Consider the following 23,225-nt stretch of genomic DNA (forward strand, 5'->3'; position numbering starts at 1 on the left):
GTCGTCCCCAAGTCCATGGTCCGATCCTAGCGGCTCAGCGGGGTGCGCTGAAGCCGGCCGAGGATGCTGGCCACATAATTCTGCGTCTCGGCGATCGGCGGCACACCGTTCCATGCCTCGACCCGGCGCGCGCCGGCATTGTAGGCCGCCAGGGCCTTGACCAGATCGCCGTCGAACCGGTCGAGCAGGCTGCGCAGATGGCGCGCACCGCCGTTGAGGTTGGCGACCGGATCGCGCGGATCGACGCCCAGGGCGCGGGCCGTGTCCGGCATAAGCTGGGTCAGCCCGATCGCGCCCTTGCGCGAGACCGCGCCGGGTTTCCAGCGGCTCTCCTGCCAGACCAGCGCCTCGAGCACGGCCGGGTGCAGCCCGGCCTGCGAGGCGGCCTGGTGCAGCAGGACATTGCCGTCCAGCGTGCCCTTCGGGGCGGTGGCGGGGGCCGGGGCGACCGAGCCGGGCTCGACCCGCGCTTCGAACGCGGCGAAGGCGGTTCGGGTGGGCCGGGCCGAGGCGGCCGCAGCGGGTTTCCGGCCGCGTCCATCGGCCCGTTCCCACCCGACGGCCGCCCCGGCCTGGCGGACCAGCACCGTGCCGTCGGCCTCGATCTGATAGACCTTGCCGGCCGCCGGACTGGCGATCGGGCCAAGCATCAGCACGGACAGCAGGATGGACCTTGGGCGCATCAGACGAACCCGACGTTGGTGCCCAGCGCCGATCCGGCGAAGTTGCCGATGTTCGGGACCACCGTGGCAAGGTCCGAGGCAGCGACGCCGAACCAGCTCGCCAGGGTGGCGGCATACTGGTCGACCGACATGGTCGGGATCAGGCGGCCCTGGCCGATGTCGTCCGGACCACCGTTGGCCAGCGTGGGGTTGATCCCGTAATAGCGCCCGCCCTTGACCGCGCCGCCCAGCACGAAGTGCATCGAGCCCCAGCCGTGATCGCTGCCATCGTTGTTGGCCGTGAGCGCCCGGCCGAAATCCGAGGCGGTGAAGGTGGTCACCTGGTTGGCGACGCCCAGTTCGACCGTGGTGTCGTAGAACGCGCGCAGCGCATCGCCGAGGTTGGTCATCAGCGTGGGATGGAGCGTGCCGAGCCCGTCGTGCGTATCGTAACGGCCGGTCGAGACGAAGAACACCTGGCGCTTGGCGCCAAGCTGCTGGCTGACCGCGATCAGGCGGGCCACGGTCTGCAATTGCGCGCCAAGGCTGCTCGACGGATCGGCGGCGGCGGGGAAAGGGGTGGCGATGGTCGGCGCCTGGGCAAGGGCCCCGGTCACCTGGGTGTAGAGCCCGAGCGCGCGCGAGCCGATCGTGCCGAGTGCCGTGCCGAACTGGTGGTTGCCCGCCACCGATCCCCCGATCAGCGACTGCAGCAGGGTCGAGGCCGCGGCCGAGCCGTTCAGGCTGGTCCGCGCGGTCAGCCCGATCGGCCCCGAGTTGGTGATCGAGTATTGCACCGCGGCCTTGCCGGTCAGGAAGACGGCGTTGCCCGACACGTTGATGCAGGTCAGCGTCGAGGTGCCATTGCCCGATTGCAGCAGGTCACCGATCCGTCCGCCCCAGCCCGAGGTGGCCCCTTCGGGCCCGGAGGCCTGCCAGTAGTTCTGCTGGTCGTTGTGGCTGAGCAGCTTGGGCGGCAGCGGCACGCTGCGCGCGTTGTACTGCGCCTTGGTGGTCGGCTGGACCAGCGTGCCGACGTTGAGCATCACCGCCATCTTGCCGGCATCGAAGATCGGCAGCAGCTTGGCCAGCCCCGGAGTCAGCGCATACTGCGCACCCGAAGCCAGCGGGATCGATGGCCGCAGCACGGTGGGGTCCAGCACGCTCTGCGCCAGGGCGAGGCCGGCGCGCTGGGTGCGATAGACCCCGTACTGGGTGGAATCATAGGGTACCAGCGTGTTGGCATAATCGTTGCCGCCGAACAGGAACACGCAGACCAGCGCCTTGTAGTCGCTGGCGGTGGCGGCGGCGGCCTCGCCCATGGCCGCCAGGTTCATCACGAAAGGCGCGGCTCCCCCGGCCATCGAAAGCATCGAGGCCCGCTTGAGGAAGGCGCGGCGCGACTGGTCCATGGTCATCGTCGGTTCTCCCTCTCAGCGCAGCACAAGGTATTCGGGGCTGGCCATGACCAGCAGGATGGCGGCGTAGATGCGGTTGTTGATCCCCGCCGTGGTGGTCACCGCGATCGTGTCCAGCGCGGTCTTCATCTGCGCGATCGTCGCCGAGCTGATCTGGTTGGCTGCCAGCACCAGGTTGAGTTCGGCCAGCAGCGCCTGGCTGTCGGTCGCGATCGTGGTCAGGCTGGAGTAGTCCGGCTTGGCCTCGCCCGCGCCGCTGGCGATCAGCGACTGCATGTAGTTGACGTAGGCGATGATGGTCGGCTCGTTGGCGATCTGGAACTCGGGTGCGACCTGGCCCGCCGCGGAGATGGCGGTGCCGGGCGGGGTGTAGCCGGGGCGGAACCAGTTGAACACCGAAGGGGACCGCCCGGGGCTCTGGCCGAGCCGGTTGGCGGTGGAGCTGGTGTTGCCGAACGGCCATTGGTTGGTCGGCGAGGTGACATTGAAGGCGCGGGCCCACTGGGTCAGCCGCAGGATCGGCTCACGCAGCTTGCCGAAGCTGGTGGACGTCACCTGATTGTCGTCGCGCGCCTCGGCGTCGGTCAGGATCGCGCGGATCACCGCCTTCATGTCGCCCCGCACGCCGTTGCCGTTGTTGACGAAGACATTGGCGACGCGGTTGATGTAGGCGGGCGAGGGGTTCGAGGTGACCAGCCGCTGGATCAACTGCTTGCTGATGAACGGCGGCATGCTGGCGTGATTGAACAGCCCGTCGAGCAGGATCTTGCGCGCCGTGGCGCCGTCGGTGCCGGCGGGAATGGTGATCGCGCCGTTGAGCAGGCTGGATGCCCCGGTTTCGCGGGTCGAATTGTTGATGATCAGCGGCAGGCGCATCCGCGCCGGAGTGGTGTTGTCGGTGTTGGCGAGCGTGTAGCCGGTCCACACCCGTGCGGCCTGCGACACGTCGGCCTGGGTGTAGGTCGCCACCGGAGCGCCACCCGACAGCACCTGCGACCCGTCCATGTTGAGCTGGTAGAGCCCGATCGTGAACAACTGCATCAGTTCGCGGGCATAGTTCTCGTCGGGGATCGAGCCGGTGGCCGGATTGGCCTTGCTGTTGCCCAGGAAGGTCAGGAACTGCGCCATCGCCGGGCTGGTCGAGACGAACTCCATGATGTCGCGGTAATTGCCGAAGGCATTGTCCCACAGCCCGTCAAGATAGGCCGCCATCACGAAGGACCGCCACGAGCTGGTCAGACCGTCGATCCCGACCACCCAGATCGACAGCAGGGCCAGCCCGACACGCTGGCGCAGAATGTCGCCACTGTTGATCAGTTGCGACCACATCATGGCATCGAAACCGGCGGTGGAGTTGATGTTGGCCGCGGCGTCGTAGCCACCGGCGATCAGGAAGTCCCAGAACTTCTGGGGCCGGGCCATGGCCAGTTGGGTGTCGAGCCAGGCGTTGTAGCTCGACCCGGCGAGGTTGATGACGTCGGTACGGCCATAGCCGACACTGGCTTGCGAAAGAAACCGCGAGGCCTGGGTCGTGGTGATCGCCGCCGGGGTGATCGTGCCGCCGCCCGGGCTGCTGCCGGAACCGCCATCGCCGCAGGCTTCCAGCAGTACGGCGCCGAGGCTTACACCGGCAAGGCCCAGCCGCGGATCGATCCCGTTCCGGTCGGGTGCTGACGGGGCTGCCGGCTCTGCGGCAGCCGGCGTCCGGGTCTCGGGCGGGGTCCCGACAGCGTCTGACATCCAATCCTCCTTCGGGGCCTCACCTTGGGGGCGCAAAAAGCGGGGAGAACTTGGGCGAGAATGCTTAAGGTTTGATGAGAGGCCAAGGTTGCGGCGCCAATCAACCATACGCCTTTTGTGCGAAGGGGCATGGCGATCACTGCGGGTTTTCGACAGTCTTGGGTATTGTTCAACAAAACCAGATTCTTGCATCGACGGCGCGGAAGCCCGCCAGCGGCTACCGGGGCGCGTGGATGGCATGGTTAAGGCCATTTGGCCCACGCTTGGCGGCAGACTAGGGGAATGGCCGGAAAGGCCCGGTATCCCGTGGTAAACGGCCGATCCTAACGGCCCGTTCAGCGGGCGGGCGCAGGCTGGGGCCAAGGGGGGTGAGGAGAACGATCATGAGTCGTCCCGCACTGCAAGCCATCGCCCTGGTCTGGGGCATGATGCTGTTCGCTGCCCTGGCCATCCTGATCCTGCACTGGCGTTCGGACCAGCCCCGGTTCGACCGTCAGGTCGATACGGTGCCGGCCAGCCGGTTCTGACCCGGGCTGCCGCTAGAGCCTGTCCTGTTGAGGTGGATGCGCCGGGATTGGGCGGAGCGGGTCGGTGGGGAGGCGCGGCGCGCCGCAGGGGCTGGTTGCCCCCTGCAAGCGCCGCAACGCTGCCACCGGCCCGCTCCGCCCAACCCCTCCGGGGCGGGCCGATTTTGGTCCAGCGCAGCGTCCATCGTCGGTCACTATGCATCAGCATAGCTCCCTCCTCTCTCCTCGCGCTGAACCAAAATCGGCTCCGTCACGGCGCATCCACCTCAACAGGACAGGCTCTTGGCTTAGTCCAGCGCGGCCACGGTGGCGAGATGGGCGGCGAGATGATCGACCATCGCCCGCAGCCGTGACGGCACGGCCGGCAGCGGGGCATGCACGGCGAAGATGCCGACATCCTGCGACCCTTCGTATTCGGTCAGGATGCGCCGCAGGGTCCCGGCAGCCAGGGCCTCGCCCACGTCCCACAGCGAGCGTAGCGCGATCCCGCAGCCGCCCAGCGCCAGTTCGCGCACGACCTCGCTCGAATTGGTCCGGACATGGCTTTGCCCGGCCAGTGTGACCGTGCCTTCGGGCCCGTCGAGCTGCCATGGCAACTGGCTGGTGGTGGCGAGCAGGCGATGCCCGGCCAGGTCGGCCAGGTCCCCGGGCGCACCGAACCGGTCGAGATAGGCTGGCGCGGCACAGAGCACCCGGCGGCTGGTGCCCAGGCGATGCGCCACGAGGCCCTTGCCCAGCAGCGGCCCGCCCTGGGCGCCGATCCGGATCGCCAGATCGCAGCGACCGTCGAGCAGGTCGACGAATTCGTCCGACAGGTCGACCGTCAGGCTGACCTCGGGCCAGGCCGCGATGAACGCGGGCAGGCAGGGGATCACGTGCATCCGTCCGAACGAGGTGGGGGCGGTGATCCGCAGCGGACCACGCGGCGGGCCTCCACCTCCGCCCACCCGCTCCTCCGCTTCGAGCAGCGCCGTGCGCAGCGGCAGCAGGGTGTCATGGAGATCGCGCCCGGCCGGGGTCAGCACCAGCCGGCGGGTGGTGCGGTGGATCAGGCGCGTGGAGAGTCGCAGCTCGAGGCGCGCCAGCCGTTTCGACAGCGCCGCCGTGGTCAGGCCGCGCGCGCGGGCCGCGGCAGAGATCGATCCGGCCTCGACGATGGCGAGGAACAGGTCGTAATCGGGATCGAACATTGTTGACGCACCGGACGAGCTAGAACGGATTGTATCCGTTCTAGGCCAGTCCGGCGCGGCGCGATAGGGGTCGGCGCCCCCCGGATCAGACCAGCTCGATCGCCACGGCCGTGGCCTCGCCGCCGCCGATGCACAGCGAGGCGACGCCGCGCTTCTTGCCGTGGTGCTTCAGCGCGGCAACCAGCGTGGCGATGATCCGCGCGCCGCTGGCGCCGATCGGATGGCCCAGCGCGGTCGCGCCGCCGTGGACGTTGACCTTCTCATGCGGGATGCCGAGATCGCGCATCGCGATCATGGTCACCGCGGCGAAGGCCTCGTTGATTTCGAACAGGTCGACATCGTCGATGGTCCAGCCCGCCTTGTCCAGCACCTTGCGGATCGCCGGGACCGGGGCGGTGGTGAACAGCGCCGGTTCGTGGGCGTGTCCGGCCGTGGCGATCAGCACCGCCTCGCGCGAGAGGCCCCGCGCCGCCGCAACGCTTTCGCGGGTGAGGACCAGCGCCGCGGCGCCATCCGAGATCGACGAGGCATTGGCCGCGGTGATCGTCCCGTCCTTGCGGAAGGCCGGCTTCAGCGTCGGGATCTTGTCGGGCCGGGCGTTGCCGGGCTGTTCGTCGACCGTCACCTCGGTCTCACCCGCGCGGCTCTTGACCGTGATCGGCACGACTTCGGCGGCGAAGGCGCCGCTGGCGATCGCCTGCCGGGCGCGGTTGAGGCTTTCCAGCGCATAGGCGTCCTGGTCGGCCCGGCTGAACTGGTATTGTTCGACCGTATCCTCGGCGAATGCGCCCATCGCCTTGCCGGGGGTATAGGCATCCTCCAGCCCGTCGAGCATCATGTGGTCGTAGATCACGTCATGCCCGATGCGCGCACCGGCGCGGTGCTTGGTCATCAGGAAGGGCGCGTTCGACATGCTCTCCATCCCCCCGGCAACGATCACGTCGGCGGTGCCCGCGCTCAGCGCCTCGTGCGCCATGATCGTGGCCTGCATGCCCGAACCGCAGACCTTGCTGACCGTGGTCGCCTCGACCGACAGCGGCAGTCCGGCCTTGAGCGCAGCCTGCCGCGCCGGGGCCTGCCCCAACCCGGCCGACAGGACACAACCCATGTAGAGGCGATCGATCGCTTCCGGCTCCACCCCGGCGCGGGCGACCGCCGCCTTGACCGCGGTCGCGCCCAGTTCGGTGGCGGAGACCCCCGACAGCGCGCCCTGGAAGCCGCCCATCGGGGTGCGGGCGAACGAGGCGATGATGACGGGATCGTGCTGGGACATGGTCAGGACCTTCCGGTTGCGCTGGCTGGGCCGCGACGCGGCTCCGCTTTCGCCGCGCTAGGTGGCGTCCGACCGCCCGGGCGTCAAGGCGCTTTGCCCCGGGTGGCTCCATCGTTTCCCTGAAGTAAAAGCTGTGTTGAACTCTTTCCTTCTACCGAAAGGGCGGGGCCTCCGCTAGCAGGGCCGGGAAGGGATATGACCATGACGGAATACGTGAATCGCGCCGGCCTGCAGGTCGCCACTGAGCTGGCGAGCTTCATCGAGACGCGGGCCCTGCCCGGCACCGGGATGGCACCCGAGGCGTTCTGGGAAGGCGCTGCCGCGATCTTCGCCCGGTTCACGCCGCGCAACCGCGACCTGCTTGCGCGCCGCGACGCGCTCCAGTCGGACATCGATGGCTGGCATCAGGCGCAAGCCGGCCAGCCGCAGGACCTGCCCGCCTACCGGGCCTTTCTGCAGGACATCGGCTATTTGGTGCCCGAGCCTGCCCCGTTCACCGTCGCCCCCCGCCATGTCGACCGCGAACTGGCCGAAGTGGCCGGGCCCCAGTTGGTCGTCCCGGTGCTCAACGCCCGGTTCCTGCTCAATGCCGCCAATGCGCGGTGGGGCAGCCTCTACGATGCGCTTTATGGCACCGACGCGATTCCCGGCGCGCCGGCCGGGCCTGGCTATGACGCGGCGCGCGGTGCCGAGGTGATCGCCTGGGCCAAGGCCTTCCTCGACGACGCCGTGCCGCTGGCTGCCGGACGCTGGGCCGACTGGGCCGGTGGACGGCCGGTGCTGGCCGATCCCGCCCAACTCGTTGGCCGTGCCGACGACAACTGGCTGTTCGCGCACCGTGGCCTGCACATCGAGGTGGTGATCGACCGCAGTCACCCGATCGGCCGCGACGATCCCGCCGGGATCGCCGACGTGATCGTGGAGGCGGCCCTGACCACGATCTGCGATTTCGAGGACTCGGTCGCCGCGGTCGACGCCGAGGACAAGGTGGCCGCCTATGCCAATTGGCTGGGGCTGATGCAGGGCGACCTGGCCGACACCTTCGCGAAGGGCGGGGAAACCATCACGCGGCGGCTCAACCCCGACCGCGCCTATGTCGCGCCTGACGGGACACCGTTCACGCTTCCCGGCCGCTCGCTCCTGCTGGTCCGCAACGTCGGCCACCTGATGACCAATCCGGCCGTGCTGCTCCCGGATGGCGGCGAGGCACCGGAGGGTATCCTTGACGGGATCGTCACCAGCCTGATCGCGCTGCACGATCTCAAGGGTGCCGGGCCGATCCGCAACAGCCGGACGGGATCGGTCTATATCGTCAAGCCCAAGATGCACGGGCCGGATGAATGCGCCTTCGCCAATGACCTGTTCGACGCGGTCGAGGACCTGCTCGGGCTGGCGCGGCACACGCTGAAGATCGGGGTGATGGACGAGGAGCGCCGGACCAGCGCCAACCTGGCCGCCTGCATCCATGCGGTGAAGGACCGCATCATGTTCATCAACACCGGCTTCCTCGACCGCACCGGGGACGAGATGCACACCTCGATGCGGGCCGGGCCGATGCTGCGCAAGGGCGACATGAAGGCCAGCGCCTGGATCCAGGCCTACGAGGACCGCAATGTGCAGATCGGACTCGCCTGCGGGCTGTCGGGCCGGGCCCAGATCGGCAAGGGCATGTGGGCCATGCCGGACCGGATGGGCGACATGCTGGTGCAGAAGGTCGGCCACCCGCGGACCGGCGCCAACACCGCCTGGGTGCCCTCGCCGACCGCGGCGACGCTGCATGCCACCCATTACCACCGGGTCGACGTCTTCGCCCGCCAGGCGGAGCGCCGGGCCGAACCGGTCGCTTCGCTCGACGCGCTGCTGACCATCCCGGTCGCCGCCGGCCAGAACTGGTCCGCCGGCGAGATCGCCGAGGAGATTGACAACAACGCCCAGGGCATCCTCGGCTATGTCGTGCGCTGGATCGACCAGGGAGTCGGCTGCTCCAAGGTGCCCGATATCAACGATGTCGGGCTGATGGAGGACCGGGCGACGCTGCGCATTTCCAGCCAGCACATCGCCAACTGGCTGCTCCACGGAGTGGTCACGCCCGAGCAGGTCGATGCCGCGCTGCTGCGCATGGCGGCCAAGGTCGACGCCCAGAACGCCGCCGACCCGCTGTACCGGCCGATGGCCGTGGATCCGGACGGCAGCCTGGCCTTCCAGGCCGCCCGCGCGCTCGTGTTCGAAGGGCTGGAGCAGCCCAACGGCTACACCGAGCCGCTGCTCCACGCCTTCCGCCGCAAGGTGAAGGGGGAGGGCTGACCGGCGCCCGGCTTGGCGACATCACTCCTGACGGAACTGTCCGGGCGCGAGGCACTGGCCGCGGTTATAGGCGCCGACGTTGCGGATCACGTCGTCCGGGCGAGCCTCCACCCGCCGGCCGGTGGCAACGCTGGCCAGGACCCGGGCGATGAGCTGGTCGAGGCGGGTGACCTGGTAGCAGGCGACATCGGGCTCGGCATGGCCATCGCCCACACCGCTGTCATCGGTGAGGAAAATGTAGCGGCCCTGGGTCAGCGCCGCCATCGATCGCAGCACGTACTGGGCATCGTCATCCACTCCGCTGGCGCCGACCGGGATCACCTGGACTCCCTGGGCCCGCAGCCCCTGGGTCAGCGCCAGAGTGCGGCCGATCCGGTCGCCGTGCGGCGGCGCATCCGTGACCAGCAGCACCGCCTTGGCCGCGTTTGAGCGCCATTGCAGACGGGTCGAGGCCGCCACGGCCTGGTCGAGCGCTTCGGGCGCGTCGCCGCCGCCGCCGGCGTCCTGATCGGCGATGAAGTGGCGCACGTCATCCATGCGTTCGGTCAGCGGCGCCGTCCGCACGACGTAATCGTCCCCGTCGTCGCGGAACAGGACCACGCCGATGCGCAGGCTGACATTGCCGGCATTGCGCTGGAGCCGCGCGATGATCGCATCGAGTTCCGCCCGCAGGAAGGCCATCTCGTCCCCCATGCTGCCGGTGGTGTCGACCACGATCGCCAGGTCCATCGCCGCAGGGGGCGTCGCGATCCCGCCGAGCAAGACCGGGATCAGGCGCTGGCCGTGGAGCCGGACCGGAACCATGACCGATCCCGCCGCCGAGCGGACATCGAGCACAGTCGATTCCGGGACCCCGTCCATGCGCGGATAGACCGAGGCCGTGCCGTCAGCCACGGTGGTGACCTGCAGCGGCGTCCCGTTGCGCCGCACGCTGATCCGCGCGAACGGCACGGGCTGTCCGCGGCGGTCGAACACGCGCAGCACCACGCGGGAGCGGGTGTCCACGAAATCGAGCTTCTGCCCGCTGGTTTGCAGGTAATGGCTGGCATAGCGGGCATACTGTGCGGGGTTGAGCAGATCATCGACATCCCCGGCGGTCAGGAGACCGGACTGCGGCGCGGGGCTGGGAGTTGCCGTCGGTCCGCGGTCCTCGATCACGGCCGGGCGATAGGCCGGTTCGACCACCGTGGTTTCGGTCCGGTGATCGACCAGACCCGGGATCGACAGCTCGGTCTTCGAGGTCGTGACCCGGACCGGGGCCTCGGCCCGACTGACGGTCGAAGGCGCCGGCGCCTCCTCCGCGCCCTTGCACCCCGCCGCGAGCAGGACAAGGGGCAGGGCCAGCCCGATCCGGCTGCCCAGGGTGTTGCGGGAAAGCTTGGCAGGGAGACGCATGGCACACCTCTCACATTGTTGTGCCGCTATATGTCTACTTAAATGATAGACATTACAAGAGGGGGCAGCAGCGGCCGTGAGGGCAGGCTGACAGCACCCTTTCCCGGCGCTAGCGCGGGCCTCATGCCTGCCCCTGCCGGTCCCGCTCCGTCGCCCCCTGAGCCGCTCTTCGGCGACCCGGCGTTCCCCCCGGGCCGGGCCGCCGGACTGGCGCGCCTAGCGCACTTCGTGCCGCGTTCCGGGGCCGCCTATGCCGCCGGTCGCAACACCGATCCTGGTCCGGACCAGCCGGGCGCGGTCTCGCGCCTGTCCCCCTGGCTGCGCTATCGCCTGATTGACGAGCAGGAGGTGATCGCGGCGGTGCTGGCCCGGCATCGTCTGCCCGACTGCGACAAGTTCGTGCAGGAGGTGCTGTGGCGCACGTACTGGAAAGGATGGCTCGAGCGGCGCCCCGCGGTCTGGTCGCGGTTCATCGAGGAGCGCGACCGGCAGCGGGACAATCCGCCCGATCCCCTCCTGCTGGCCGATGCCGAGGCCGGGCGCACCGGCATCGAGGGTTTCGACGACTGGGCGCGTGAGCTGGTCGGGACCGGCTACCTCCACAATCATGCGCGGATGTGGTTCGCATCGATCTGGATCTTCACCCTGCGCCTGCCCTGGGCGCTGGGCGCGGACTTCTTCCTGCGCCACCTGATCGACGCCGACGCGGCGAGCAACATCCTGTCATGGCGGTGGGTCGCCGGCCTGCAGACCGCGGGCAAGACCTATCTGGCGACGGCCGACAACATCGCCCGCCACACCGGGGGCCGTTTCGCTCCCCGCGGCCTGGCGAGTGAGGCCGTGGCCCTGGTCGAGCCGCCGATCGGGGCGGCCGGGCCTGTTCCGCCGGCGGCGCCCGCCCCGCCGCCTGACCCGGCCTTGCTGCTGGTCACCGCCGATGATCTTCACCCCGAAGCGCTCTGGACGCCGGGCCATCCGGTCGCAGGCGTGCTGGTGGTGGACGATCCGGCCCTGCTATGGGGGGATCGCGCGCGTGGGTTCGTCAATGCAGCCATGACCGACACAGCGGCCCGTCTCGGCGCGCACTTCGCCGCCACACCTTCGTTGCGGACCGGGCTGGATGCGTCCGGCCTGGTCGCGGTGGCAGAGGCGGCGGGGGTTCGGCACATCGTCACCCCCTATGCTCCGGTTGGCCCGGTGGCCGATGCCCTGGCCGCTATCGAACCGACCCTCGCCGCCGCCGGGGTCGCGCTGCACCGGGTCCGGCGGGAGTGGGACGAATGGTTCTGGCCCCATGCGACCAAGGGCTTCTTTCCGTTCAAGGAACGCATTCCGGCTGTCCTGCGCGAGCTGGGATTGACCTGATACCGACTGGTGGTCGCCAAAGGCTTGTGGCACGCTTGGCGCCTCGGACTTGGAAGGAGAGACCATGTTTCATCCTGTTGGCGCCGCCGTGGCGGCCATCGTGTTGGGGACCCTGGCGGTCGCTCCGGCCCAGGCGTTCACGTCGGACCGGATCATCGTCACCGTCCAGGGATCGGGCCCCGACGTGATCCTGGTACCGGGGCTGACCTCCAACCCGCGAATCTACAACGCGCTGGTCTCGGGCCTGCCCGGCTACCGCTACCACCTCGTCCAGGTGCGCGGGTTTTCGGGCACCGCTCCGGGCGCCAATGTCCAGGGCGATGTCTCCGCGGCCGTCGCGGAGGAGCTGGCGCGCTATGTGCGGGAGGAGAAGCTGGTCAAGCCGGCGCTGATCGGCCACTCGATGGGCGGCACGATCGGGATGATGCTGGCAAGCCGCCACCCCGATGCGCTCGGCCGCTTGATGGTGGTCGATATGGTGCCCTTCACCGGCGCCTTCTTCGGCGCCAAGACCGGGGCAGAAGCGCGCGCCATCGTCGAGGGCATGCAGGCGCGCATGGCCGGCAATCCCGATGGGATGAAGGCCATGATGACCCAGATGGTCGCCGGCATGGTCAACAACGAGGCAGAGCGCCCGGCGGTCATGGAGGATTCGCGCACCAGCGATCCGGCCCTGACGGCGCGCACCTATGCCGATATCCAGGCGACCGATCTGCGCGCTGAGCTCAAGGCGGTGACCGTTCCGGTGACCGTGCTTTACGTCAAGCCGGCCATGGCCGCGGGCGTGCCCGACGACCAGTTCGATGCCGGCTACCGCATCCAGTATGCCAATGTCCCGGGCGCCGTGCTGACCCGCATTCCGGATGCGGCCCACTTCATCATGCTCGATGCCCCGGCGCGCTTCCTGGCCGAGGTCAAGCAGTTCCTGCCCGCCCCGCCGCGTTCCTAGACCCGGGTCGGGTCGCGTCAGGGGTCGGACGGGATCAGGGTGAGTTCGGTCTGGCGTCCGTCGATGTAGCGCAGGCTGCGCCCGTCGAAGAGCGCGTTCTCCTCGGTCCGGAAGTCCACCCGCTGGCCGCCCCATTCGGGCACGGCGGCATAGGACGTCAGCTCGATCGACCAGGCGGTATTGGGCCGGATCGGCCCGGTGCCGCGCGGATCGGCGTTCTGGTTGTCCCAGAACCCGATCGACGGACCGGCGCCGTGGCCGTGTAGCCCGATCGGGTGCGCATAGATTGACGGATCGAGCCCGGCCGCCTTGGCCTCGGCGCGGGCCCTGGCGAGCGCCTCGTTGCCGCTCCGCCCGATGGCGAACTGACGGGTCAGGATGTCCTGCACGCGGTTGCTGTTGGCCAGCCCCTGCCGCAGACCGGCCGGGGCGCTGGTCTCGCCTGGCTTCAGGACATAGGCCAGATGCTGGGTATCGGTGTTGAGCCGCAGATAGGTGATGCCGAAGTCGGTCCACAGCAGGTCCCCGGGACGGATCACCTCCGATCCCTCCAGCATGCCCTTCACCCCCTGCCGCTGGATCGCCACCGAGGGATGGAACCATGGCTCCAGGCCCAGTTGGAGCAGACGGTCGCGATACCACCACTGGACCTGCTCGGCCGTGGTCACCCCCGGGGTGATGACCGCGCGCGAGAAGGCCTGCGCGATCACTGCATGGGCGGCCCGCATGATCGTGGGGTAGAGCGCCATCTCGGCCGGTGTGCGGGTCTCCAGCCAGCGCACCGCCAGCCCCTCGCCGCTGACGATCCGGGGGCGCAGCGCCGGGGGCAGGGCCGCGGTGAAGGCCGCATACTGGCTGACCGTCATCCCGTCGGCAAACTGCGACAGGTCCGAGATGTTGACCGCGATCCGCGCCGGATTGCGCGCGGCGATCAGATCGGCGGCGGCTTGCCACTGGTCGGGCTGCTTGTCCGGGTCCCAGGCCGGGGCGAACAGACCGCCCAGGCCATACCGGCTCACGGTCAGCCGCTCGACCGGCTTGCCGTCGCCCGGATCGTGGAAGATCAGGATGGTCCGGCGCCGCGCATGCATGTTGTGCGCATCGAGCATCGAGGCAACCACCGGCTCCTCGAAGTATTCGCGCGCGACCAGCAGCCACAGGTCGACCCCCTCGGCCCGCATGATGGCCGGAACGATCTCGTCAAGCCGGGTGGCAAGGATGCGGTTCTCGGTCTCGGCCCGTTCGCGCGCGGACAGGATCGGAGGGAGGGCGGAGGCGCCCTGCTCGGATTGGCTGAATGCGATCGGGGTGTCCTGGGCGCCGGCCGGTGCGGCGAGAGTGGCCCAGGCCAGCATGGCGGCGGATAGGAATCGGTTCGCCATTCTCTCCCTCACGGCGTGTCACGTCGCGCCGACACTGGCGGTTCCCGCCGCGGGGATCAAGCGCAGCGTCCGTCAGGTCTCGTGCAGCGCCACCGACCCGCGCAGATGGGCCAGCGCCGCCTCGCGCGAGGCGTCCTCGATCGCCTGGTACAGGGCAAAGGGATCCAGGATCGCCCGGCCGATCGCCGCTTCCAACTCGGCCTGCGATGAGGCCTGGGTGCTGGCGCTGTAATCGTCATCGGCCAGGTTCGAACGGAAGATGCCGGCAGCGCTGACGGGAAGGAAATCCTCGTAGAGGATCGGCTCGGCCACGATCAAGCCGCGGTCCAGCGCCTCCTCCAGGTCCGTCGCCCCGCCGCTCGTGCCGGTGGCGACATAGCGGGCATAGGCCAGGCCGTTCCGGCGCAGGGTCACGAAATCGTCGGGGAAAGCGGCGAAGGCCTCGTCCGGGGAGGTCCCCTCATTGCGCAGGGTGGCCAGGCACTGGTCGTAAAGGGCCCGTCCCCTGGGGGTCAGCGCCGCGCCGCGCTGCTCGACCTCGCCGAAGCGGGCGGTGTGGCGCAGGGGCTCGCTGGCGGGATCGGCACCGGCCGGAACGAAGGGTTCGGCCAGGGCGCTGAAGCTGGTCTGGCGCAGCAGGATCGCCGTCCGACGCCGCGGCGGCCCTTCGATGCTGGCCTTGTGGGGCAGGCCGCGCGCGGCCATCTCGGCCTGGACGCGGTCGATGTCGTGCGTGTGCGGGGTCAGGTGATTGATGTGCGGGCCGCCGAACGCGACCACGTCGGCCACCAGCCGGTGCGAGCCGAGCAGCCGGGCATAGGTCTCGCCGTCGACCCGGGCGGTTCCGTGCCAGCGGAAGACCTCGAGCGCGCCGGCCACGAAGGCCTCGGCCTGGGCCTCATCCAGCCCGCCCTGCGCCTCGGCGCGATCGACCAGGGCCAGCGTTTCCGCCGACACGATGGTCCGCCCGGCCAGGATCGTCTCCGCCGCTGCGCGCAATGCGGCGTCCTCGATCAGTTCCAGCCGCAGCAGCGAGGTGAACACACGGAACGGGTTGATGGCCAGCCCCTCGGCGGTGACCGGGCGGAAGGCGGTCGAATGGACGGGCACGCCCACCGGGGTCAGATCGTAGTAGCCGACGGGGTGCATGCCCATGACCGCGAACAGCCGGGCGATGGCCCGCATCTCTGCCGGGGTGCCGACGCGGATCGCGCCATGGCGTTCGACCGCGGCGTCCGGTTCGCCGGTGATCGCCTCGTTCACCTCGGCGACGATGTCGCGCAGCGTGGTGTAGAGCGGCACCTCGTCGCGGTACATCGCCGACATGGCCGCGGCGAAGCGCCGGCGGATCACGTCGGGGGAAACGAAGCACGTGTCCGGACGGACCATGGCGGCAGGCTCCTCGATCTGGCCCGGTGCTGGACACCCGGGCTTGCTCAAGAGCGCAACATAGTTGCGTGACTTGGCAATGTCGACCGGGGTCGCGCGGGTCGTCACACCGGCGTCAGCGGATGTCCCCGTTCGAACCAGGCGATCAGGTTGTCGGCCACCAGGTGGCCCATGGCGCTGCGGGTGTGCTCCGAAGCCGATCCGACGTGGGGCAGCAACACGGCATTGGGCAGGGCGAGCAGCTCGGCCGGGACCTCGGGCTCGGCCGCATAGACGTCGAGCCCGGCGGCCAGGATCGTGCCCTGGCGCAAGGCGTCGATCAGCGCATCCTGATCGACCACGCTGCCCCGCGCGACATTGATCAGCACCCCTTGCGGGCCCAGCGCGGCGAGGACCGCCGCATCGATGATGTGCCGCGTCGCGGGACCGCCCGGCAGGATCGCGATCAGCGTGTCGCAGGCCTCCGCCAGGGCGAGGGGCGTGGGATACCAGGGATAGGCCACTGCCGCCTGCCGGGTGCGGCCGTGATAGGCCAGGTCCACCCCGAATCCCTCCAGCCGCCGCGCGATCGCCTTGCCGATCCCGCCCAGCCCCAACAGACCGACCCGCCGCCCGCGCAAGGTGGGCGAAAGCGGGAAGCCGCCGTCGCGCCACAGTCCCGCGCGCAGGAACCGCTCGGCCTGCGGCAACTGCCGGATCGTGGCGAGCAGCAGCGCCACGGCCAGATCGGCCACCTCCTCGTCCAGCACGCCGGGGGTGTTGGTCACCACGATCCCGCGCGCCCGGGCCGCGGCGATATCGACATTGTCATAGCCGACGCCGAAGTTGGCGACGATCTCCAGCGCGGGCAGCCGGTCGAACAGGTCGGCGCCGACCGGCCCGGCAAGGGTGCTCACCGCCAGGGCGCGGATCGAGGGGCCATGGGCGCGCAGGAAGGCGTCCGGATCGTCCTCCTGCCACAAGCGGTGCAGGGTGAAGCGGGGTTCCAGCGCGGCGGCGACCGAGCCGTGCATCGGGGCGGGTAGCAGGATGGATTCGCGGCTCACCGGTGGGTGATAGCCAAGCCGCCGGGCGCGGTCACCAGTCGCCGCAGGCGATCCGTCAGCCTTGCTGCAGCACCCGCCGTACGACTGGACGACCCGCCAGCAGCAGCAGCACGGCCAGCAGGTAAAGCCCGGCCATCATCCCGAAACCCGCGGCCAGCCCGGTGAGCGTGGCGATCGCGGGCAGGGCGACCGTCGCGATCCCGGCGCCGATGAAGCCCATCATGGTCATCAGTCCTGCGGCCGTCGCGCGGGCGGCGTCGGGCATGACATCGTGCATCGCGGCATAGATGCAGCCGTCGAACAGGCCCTTGCCGAAGCTGGTGGCGAACAGCATGGCGCCGACCATCGTCGCCGACCGTGCCCAGGGGAAGGGGAGCAGGAAGGTGGCGGCGACCGTCAGGCCAAGGGTCAGGACGGTGATCCGGCCCAGCGGATTGCGCGCGGCGAGGACGTCGGCCAGCCACCCGCCGACGAGCACCGAGCAGAACCCGGCCGTGGTGATCATCACCGGTCCGACCAGTGCGCTGTCGGCCAGATCGAGCTTGAGCACGTCGTGAGCGTAGGTGTTGCTCCAGTTGAGCACGGCCGAATAGGCCGCCGTGGCCAGGAAGAACACCGCGCAGAGCAGCAGGGCGGCCGGGTTGCGCAGGACCATGCGCAGCGGCTCGGCCGGTTCGGACGGGTGGGCCTGCGCCTGCGGCGTCCGGGACGGGGCATCATCGCGCAGTTTGCCGAGCAGCACGACCAGGACCACGAAGCCCAGGCCCGAAAAGACCAGGAACGGCATCCACCAGCCGTGCAGGTCGGCCAGGCGCCCGGCCGCCCAGCCGCCGATCCCGCCGCCGGCGAACACGGCGGTCTGGTGGATGGCCAGGGCGCGGCTGCGCCGGGCCGGGCTCTGCCAGGCGCTGATCAGCGCCGTGGCCGTGGGGTAATAGGTGGACTCGCCGACCGCGACCAGCGTGCGCATGGCCAGGAGCATGGCGAAGCCCGTGGCGATCGGCATCAGCCCCGTGGCCGTGCTCCAGAACACCAGCCCGAACACGATCATGTTGCGGCGCCGGACCGAGTCCCCGATCCGTCCGAACAGGAACGCGCAGACCGCATAGGTCCAGAAGAACACGGTATCGACCAGGCCGAGCTGGATGTCGCTGATCGCGAAGGCATCGCGCAGCAGCGGCTTGACCGAGTTGAGGATGGCCCGGTCCGCCGAATTGAGGAACGAGACGCACCACAGCAGGCCGACCAGGATCCAGGGGTAGTTGGCCGGGGCGGGCCGGTCGAACCGTCCGGCGACCCAGCGACCGACCGGTCCGGCGGCACCCGGCCGGTTCACTGTCCGCACCAGGCCAGCCACATCGCGGCGGTCCATGAGAAATCGCCGCCGCCCGAACCTTCGCCGGTCTCCGGGCTGAAGCTTTCATAGAACCCGGAGCGGATGATCAGGCGGGTCGAATCCGCCCGGATCCGCTCGGCCCAGTCGGCCTGGCCCTGCTCGGCCAGACCCCGGGCGACCATGTAGCTGACCACCAGCCAGATCGGGCCGCGCCAGTAGCGCCGGTGATCGTAATCGCGGCTCCCCGCCTCCAGACTGGGCAGGAGGTACTGCGCCGAGCGGCCCATCCGCTCGAGCGCGTCGAGCAGGCGCTGCCGCTGCGCGGGGGTGCCGACCCCGGCATAGAAGGCCAGGAAGCTGGCATTGGTGACCAGGCCCGAACTCTCCCCGGTAATCACGTCGCGCGAGCAGAAGGCCCCGACCTCTTCGTTCCACAGCCAGTCCATGCCCTGTTCCGACAGGGCGACGCGCCCGCGCAATTCGTCGGCCGCGGCCTCGTCCCCGATCGCCTCGGCCAGGGCCAGCAGGTCGCGGTTGGCGCGCAGCAGCATCATCGACATGCCGACATCGATCATCCGGAACGGACCCTGATCCGCGATCACGCGGTGATCCCATCCGCTGGACCGGCCGAACTGCAGGATCGCCACGTAGCGATCGTATTCGCGCTGGGTCGGCCGCATCGCGGCATCGACGTGGCCGGTGTCGCGCCGCTGGTAGGATCCCACGCCCGATGTGTCGATCCGGTCGAGCGCATGGTCCCACTCGCTGGAGTTGTCGCGCCCGGTTTCCCAGTTGTGCGTGACCATGACCAGCCCGTTGCCCAGCGGATCGCGATAGGTGTGAAACCAGCGATGGCTCTTCAGGCAGGCGGCGTAGAGCGCGCGCATCCGCGGATGGGACGGATCGGCGCCTTCCTGCTCCCACAACTGGCGGACCACGCTGGCCAGCACCGGGGGCTGAGTGATCCCGGATGTTGGCGGAGTCCGGCCGGTGTTCCACACCTCGGGACCGGGGAAATAGCCGGCGTCGTGCTGGTGGAACACGATGTGCGGGATCATCCCGTCTTCCCACTGGGCGGAGACCAGGCTTTCGATCTCCTGCCAGGCGCGGTTCCGGTCGAACTCGGCGAAGCCCAGCGCGACGAAGGCCGAATCCCAGTTCCACTGGAACGGGTAGAGCCCGCCGGTCGGCACCGTGTAGCCGCCCCGGTCGTTGCGGCGCAGGATATCGCGCGCCAGATCGTCCAGTGTCGGTTCCGCCGGCTGGGCCGTCAGGGTCATGTGCTGTCTCCCACCGCGATCATGCGGATGTCGTTCACGTTGGTGCGCGTTGGCCCGGTCTTGATCAGACCGCCGAAACTGTCGAACAGGTCATAGCTGCGGTTACCGGCCAGCGCGTCGAAGCAGGCCTGGGCCGGGGCGCGAACGTCCGAATCGAAGTAGCCGCCGGCATTGTCCTCGCTGCCGTCGATCCCGTCGCTGTCGCCTGCCAGGGCGGCGATCGGCGCGCCGTCGGGCAGGCCGGCCATCAGCCGGGTCAGGTATTCGAGGTTCGGCCCGCCGCGCCCGTCCGTGGCCTTCACCCGGACGGTCAGCTCGCCGCCGGTGAGGATCAGGTGGCGGCCCGGCCGGCTGGCCAGGTCCAGGGCCAGGGCCGCGTGGTCGCGACCGGTTTCGGTCGCATCGCCGGTCAATTCGTCGCCTGGCCGGATCACGTTCCAGCCCTGGGCGCGGGCGGCCCGCTCCACCGCGTCGAGCGCGGTCCGGCCGTTCGCCACGATCTCGACCGGATGGATCGGGGCATCGACCCCATTCCAGTTCAGCACCGCCTGGGCCAGACCCGGGCTAACCTCCCAGCCATAGTGTTCGAGGATGTCCAGCGCCCGTTGCGGCTCGAACGGTGCCGCAATCGAAGGACCCGATGCGATGGCCGCGGGATCATCCCCGGCCACGTCCGAGATCAGGAAGGTATGCATGTCGCCCGCTGCCTCGGCCGCCGCGGCGGCCAGCCGGCCACCCTTCACTTGCGAGAGATGGCGCCGGACCAGATTGATCTCTCCGATCGGCGCTCCCGACTTGACCAGATGGTCGGTGATCCGGGCCTTCATCGGCAGGAACAGCCCCGGGATCGGCTGGCACAGCAGGGCCGATCCCCCGCCCGAGATCAGGAACACCACCCGGTCGCCCGGCGCGGCCGTACCGGCGAGGCGGCGGATCGTCTCCCCGGCCGTCAGGCTGGCCGAATCCGGCACCGGATGGCTCGCCTCGATCACCTCGATTCCGCCCGTATCGCCGCGCGCGCCATGGCCATAGCGGGTGACCACGCAGCCGATGACCTCGCCGGGCAGCTCCGCGGCGGCGACCTCGGCCATCGCGGCTGCGGCCTTGCCGCAGCCCAGGACGATGGTGCGGCCGCGAGCCGGGGTGGACGGCAGCCGGCCGCCCAGGGCCGTCGGCGCGCTTGCCGCATCGACGCCGGCCAGGAACAGCGAGGTCAGGAGGGGTCGCAGCGACATGGTGATCCTTCCGGGGTGGAGCGCCCGGGCTATCACGAAGCCCGGTGCGACGGCACTGCCGTCGCACCGGGTGGGGGAGAGCCTTAGAACGAGTAGGCGATCCGGCCCATCACGCGCCGCGGCAGGACCGGGCGGCCGACGAAGAAGGCTCCGTTCGCGGCCTGGTTGTTGTCCTGACGGGGCGAACCCTCGGTCACGGCCGCGCTGTTGAACACGTTGAACACGTTCACGCTGACCCGCACCGAGCTGGCGCCGAGGGGCATCCGGTAGCCCGCGTCGAAGTTGGCCACGTTCCAGCCCTTGAGCCGGATCGTGTTGTTCGAGGCGGTGAAATTGTCACCGGTGTAGTTGGTGAAGAAGGACGCATCCAGCGTGCCATCGTCATAGTACAGCCCGGCGTTGTAGAGCACTTCGGGCTGGCGCTCGACATTGTTGCCGATGAAGGCGGGGGTCGTGTCGAAGGCGATGTACTTGGCGCTCTGGATGGTCAGATCGCCGTTGAAGCGCAGGTTCTTCATCAGCTTGAGGTCCAGCGTGGCCTCCACGCCGTAGCTCTCGGTGCCGACCAGGTTGACCCGCTCGATGAAGCCGCCAGCGCCGTCGTTGACGAAAAGGACCTGCCGGCGATTGTCGAGCCGGGTGTAGATCAGGGCCGCGGTCATCGAGAACTGCGGCTGGCTGACCTTGATGCCCGCTTCGGCCTGCTTGATGATCTCGGCGGTGTAGCTCTGCGTCCCCGGCGAGAGGCTGGCATTGGCCGCAGTGCCGGTCGGCAGGGTCTTGAACGCCACCGACCGCAGTTCGGGGAAGAAGAACCCGCGCGAGCCGTTGGCATAGAGGCTGACCCGGTCGGTCAGCTTGTAGAGCGCACCCACGGCGAGCGCCCATTCGGTGGTCGAGACCTTGCCGGTCAGGAAGCCGCCGTTGCCCCAGATCACGTCGCGCAGCGCCGACGAGAGGTTCGCCGTGGTGCTGTCGGTGATCGTGGTCGACGTCCGCTCGCGGCTGATATCGCCGTTGATCGTCTCGATGCGGCCGCCGATGTCCAGGTTGAAGCGGCTGCCGATCTTCATCTGGTCAGCGAAGTAACCGGCATAGCGCTCGGCCTTGTGCCAGTTGTTGACGTAACCGGCACCCGCGTTGAGCAGGCCGTTGTTGCTGACGATGGTCTGCCCGCCGGTGGCCGGGTTGGTGACGACCAGGTTGACCAGCCGCGGCCGGTTGTTGAATTCAGCCAGGTACGTGGTGGTGACGTTGTAGTCCCCGGCGCTGGCCCGGCCATAGAAGCCGCCGAAGGTCAGCGCATGATCGACCGCGCCGGTCTGCAGCTTCTTCGTCAGGTTGAGCTCGGCGGTGAAGTCCCGCGCCGGGCGGACGCGATCGGTGAAGCGGTTGGCGAAGAGCAGGAAGTTCGACGGCACGGCGCCCCCGCCGAAGAAGGTGAACTGGGCGTTGGCCGGCGCGCCGAGACTGCGGTTGGTCAGGAAGCTCTGCAGGGTCTCGGGGACGTTGATCACGCCGTCACCGTCGGCCCACAGCCCGAACTTGTGCTTGTAGTCGCTGAACTTGAACTTGCCGTTCAGCGCCCAGCCGCTGTCCCCGAAGTCCTTGTCGAAGGTCAGCCCGATCATGCCGCCCTTGGTCCGGACACCCTCGTTGATGTCCGAATTGAAGGTACCGGTGGGGGTGCGGAAGCCGAGGCCCGCGGTGTTGAACTGGTTCTGCACCGAATTGACGACCGCGCCGTCGTTGCCGGCCAGGCGCTGCCGGGTCGGCCCGCTGAGCGGGATCGGTAGGTAGAACTGGACCTGGTCGTCGATGTACTGACCCAGCACCTTCACGTTGCCACTGCCGTCGCTGAAGCGGTACTCTAGGTTGCCGCGCACCTGGCCGCCCTTGGTGTCCAGGTTGGTGCGGATCGGGCCCTTGTCGGTGCGGTAGAAGGCGGCGAGCGAGAAGTAGACGTTGTTGCCGAGCGGGCCGCTCAGCGCCACGTCACCGCGATAGCGGTCGCGCTGGGCAACTTCGAGCTGCACCGTGCCCTCCAGGCGGTCACCACCGGTCTTGCTGATGTAGTTGATCAGGCCGGCGACCGAGCCGGGGCCGAACAGGTTCGACACACCGCCGCGCACGAATTCGAGCCGGCTGATGCCCAGATCGTTGCGGGCATAGACGTCGTAGGCCGAGGAGTTGAGCCCGAACGACGAAAGCACGGCGATGCCATCGTACATCAGCGGGGTGAACTGGTACTGGCCGCCCGAGGGCAGGCCCTTGACGAAGATGTTCGACGCCACTTCGCCGCCGCCGCCGTCGGCCTTGATGGTCGGGATGGTGTTGAGGATGTCGGCCTGGCTGGACACGCCGGCGCGGGCAAGCGCCTGGGTGCTGACCTGGCTCACGGCGAGCGGGGTATCCAGCGCCACGCGCGAGCGGCTGGTGCCGGTGACGATGATTTCGGCCTGGTCGATTCCCGCAGTGTCGGTGCTGGCGTCCTCGCCGGCAGCCGTGGCGCCCTGCGGGGCGGCGGCCTGGGCCTGGACCGCGGCGGGCGCGATGGCCAGGGCCGAAACGCCGGCCAGCATGATCAGGGAAATGCGCTTCATGGGGAATCCCTCCTCTGCACTGCGCCCCTGGCTCGGGGCGTTCGTTGCGAGGCTGGTACCACCCCTTCACACCATTTATAACCCGGGATGAGTATTAATAAGCGTTCTAATGTCCATCAGGACAGGTCGGG

17 protein-coding genes are annotated in these 23,225 nt (G+C 69.2%); 4 read left to right on the plus strand and 13 right to left on the minus strand.

The window, feature by feature from the left end:
- Positions 1 to 26: 26 nt before the first annotated feature.
- From H7F49_RS01165 to H7F49_RS01175, 3 genes are read right to left on the minus strand one after another with little or no spacing between them, the layout of a single operon-like run.
- Positions 27 to 683: a lytic transglycosylase domain-containing protein gene (locus H7F49_RS01165; RefSeq protein WP_235981512.1), complete on the minus strand. Its 657-nt coding sequence runs from the start codon at positions 681 to 683 to the stop codon at positions 27 to 29.
- Positions 683 to 2,080 (minus strand): DUF1501 domain-containing protein, encoded by a 1,398-nt coding sequence (locus H7F49_RS01170; RefSeq protein ID WP_185681716.1) that lies wholly within the window; start codon positions 2,078 to 2,080, stop codon positions 683 to 685. The genes H7F49_RS01165 and H7F49_RS01170 overlap by 1 nt, the downstream gene beginning before the upstream one ends.
- Positions 2,081 to 2,095: 15 nt before the next feature.
- Positions 2,096 to 3,820, minus strand: coding sequence for a DUF1800 domain-containing protein (locus tag H7F49_RS01175; RefSeq protein WP_185681717.1), 1,725 nt, complete (start codon positions 3,818 to 3,820; stop codon positions 2,096 to 2,098).
- Positions 3,821 to 4,203: 383 nt separating this feature from the next.
- Here H7F49_RS01175 and H7F49_RS01180 point away from each other — a divergent pair, with 383 nt between their 5' ends.
- A complete protein-coding gene (locus tag H7F49_RS01180; RefSeq protein ID WP_185681718.1) occupies positions 4,204 to 4,347 on the plus strand; it encodes a hypothetical protein in 144 nt (47 codons plus the stop codon).
- 287 nt (positions 4,348 to 4,634) lie between these two features.
- Here H7F49_RS01180 and H7F49_RS01185 read toward each other — a convergent pair whose 3' ends face one another.
- A complete protein-coding gene (locus H7F49_RS01185; protein WP_185681719.1) occupies positions 4,635 to 5,537 on the minus strand; it encodes a LysR family transcriptional regulator in 903 nt (300 codons plus the stop codon).
- 85 nt (positions 5,538 to 5,622) lie between these two features.
- Positions 5,623 to 6,810 (minus strand): thiolase family protein, encoded by a 1,188-nt coding sequence (locus H7F49_RS01190; protein ID WP_185681720.1) that lies wholly within the window; start codon positions 6,808 to 6,810, stop codon positions 5,623 to 5,625.
- Positions 6,811 to 7,011: 201 nt separating this feature from the next.
- On the opposite strand from H7F49_RS01190, the gene H7F49_RS01195 reads away from it, so the two are divergent.
- Positions 7,012 to 9,114 carry a malate synthase G gene (locus H7F49_RS01195; protein ID WP_185681721.1) on the plus strand — a complete coding sequence of 701 codons (2,103 nt, stop codon included), beginning with the start codon at positions 7,012 to 7,014 and terminating at the stop codon, positions 9,112 to 9,114.
- 21 nt (positions 9,115 to 9,135) lie between these two features.
- On the opposite strand, the gene H7F49_RS01200 is transcribed toward H7F49_RS01195, so the two are convergent.
- Entirely contained in the window at positions 9,136 to 10,509 is a 1,374-nt protein-coding gene (locus H7F49_RS01200) for a vWA domain-containing protein (protein ID WP_185681722.1), read from the minus strand.
- Between the two features lie 123 nt (positions 10,510 to 10,632).
- Between H7F49_RS01200 and H7F49_RS01205 the strand changes: the two genes are divergently transcribed.
- Positions 10,633 to 11,874: an FAD-binding domain-containing protein gene (locus tag H7F49_RS01205; protein WP_185681723.1), complete on the plus strand. Its 1,242-nt coding sequence runs from the start codon at positions 10,633 to 10,635 to the stop codon at positions 11,872 to 11,874.
- A 64-nt stretch (positions 11,875 to 11,938) separates the two neighbouring features.
- Entirely contained in the window at positions 11,939 to 12,823 is an 885-nt protein-coding gene (locus H7F49_RS01210) for an alpha/beta fold hydrolase (RefSeq protein WP_185681724.1), read from the plus strand.
- 17 nt (positions 12,824 to 12,840) lie between these two features.
- Here H7F49_RS01210 and H7F49_RS01215 read toward each other — a convergent pair whose 3' ends face one another.
- The 7 genes from H7F49_RS01215 to H7F49_RS01245 form a co-directional block, all read right to left on the minus strand.
- Positions 12,841 to 14,205, minus strand: coding sequence for a M24 family metallopeptidase (locus tag H7F49_RS01215; protein ID WP_185681725.1), 1,365 nt, complete (start codon positions 14,203 to 14,205; stop codon positions 12,841 to 12,843).
- 72 nt (positions 14,206 to 14,277) lie between these two features.
- On the minus strand, positions 14,278 to 15,702 hold the full coding sequence (hglS, locus tag H7F49_RS01220; protein WP_328806432.1) for a 2-oxoadipate dioxygenase/decarboxylase HglS: 1,425 nt from the start codon (positions 15,700 to 15,702) through the stop codon (positions 14,278 to 14,280).
- Positions 15,699 to 16,640, minus strand: a complete 942-nt coding sequence (locus H7F49_RS01225; RefSeq protein ID WP_328806433.1) for a 2-hydroxyacid dehydrogenase — start codon at positions 16,638 to 16,640, stop codon at positions 15,699 to 15,701. Before H7F49_RS01225 ends, hglS begins: the two co-directional genes overlap by 4 nt.
- A gap of 55 nt (positions 16,641 to 16,695) precedes the next feature.
- Entirely contained in the window at positions 16,696 to 18,012 is a 1,317-nt protein-coding gene (locus H7F49_RS01230; protein ID WP_185681726.1) for an MFS transporter, read from the minus strand.
- Entirely contained in the window at positions 17,973 to 19,256 is a 1,284-nt protein-coding gene (locus tag H7F49_RS01235) for an MGH1-like glycoside hydrolase domain-containing protein (protein ID WP_185681727.1), read from the minus strand. Before H7F49_RS01235 ends, H7F49_RS01230 begins: the two co-directional genes overlap by 40 nt.
- Positions 19,253 to 20,491: a glycerate kinase type-2 family protein gene (locus H7F49_RS01240; RefSeq protein WP_185681728.1), complete on the minus strand. Its 1,239-nt coding sequence runs from the start codon at positions 20,489 to 20,491 to the stop codon at positions 19,253 to 19,255. The genes H7F49_RS01235 and H7F49_RS01240 overlap by 4 nt, the downstream gene beginning before the upstream one ends.
- An 83-nt stretch (positions 20,492 to 20,574) precedes the next feature.
- Complete coding sequence (locus H7F49_RS01245) at positions 20,575 to 23,094, minus strand: TonB-dependent receptor (RefSeq protein ID WP_185681729.1); 2,520 nt, start codon at positions 23,092 to 23,094, stop codon at positions 20,575 to 20,577.
- Positions 23,095 to 23,225 lie beyond the last annotated feature (131 nt).

This window comes from Novosphingobium aerophilum (assembly GCF_014230305.1).
Classification (GTDB): domain Bacteria; phylum Pseudomonadota; class Alphaproteobacteria; order Sphingomonadales; family Sphingomonadaceae; genus Novosphingobium; species Novosphingobium aerophilum.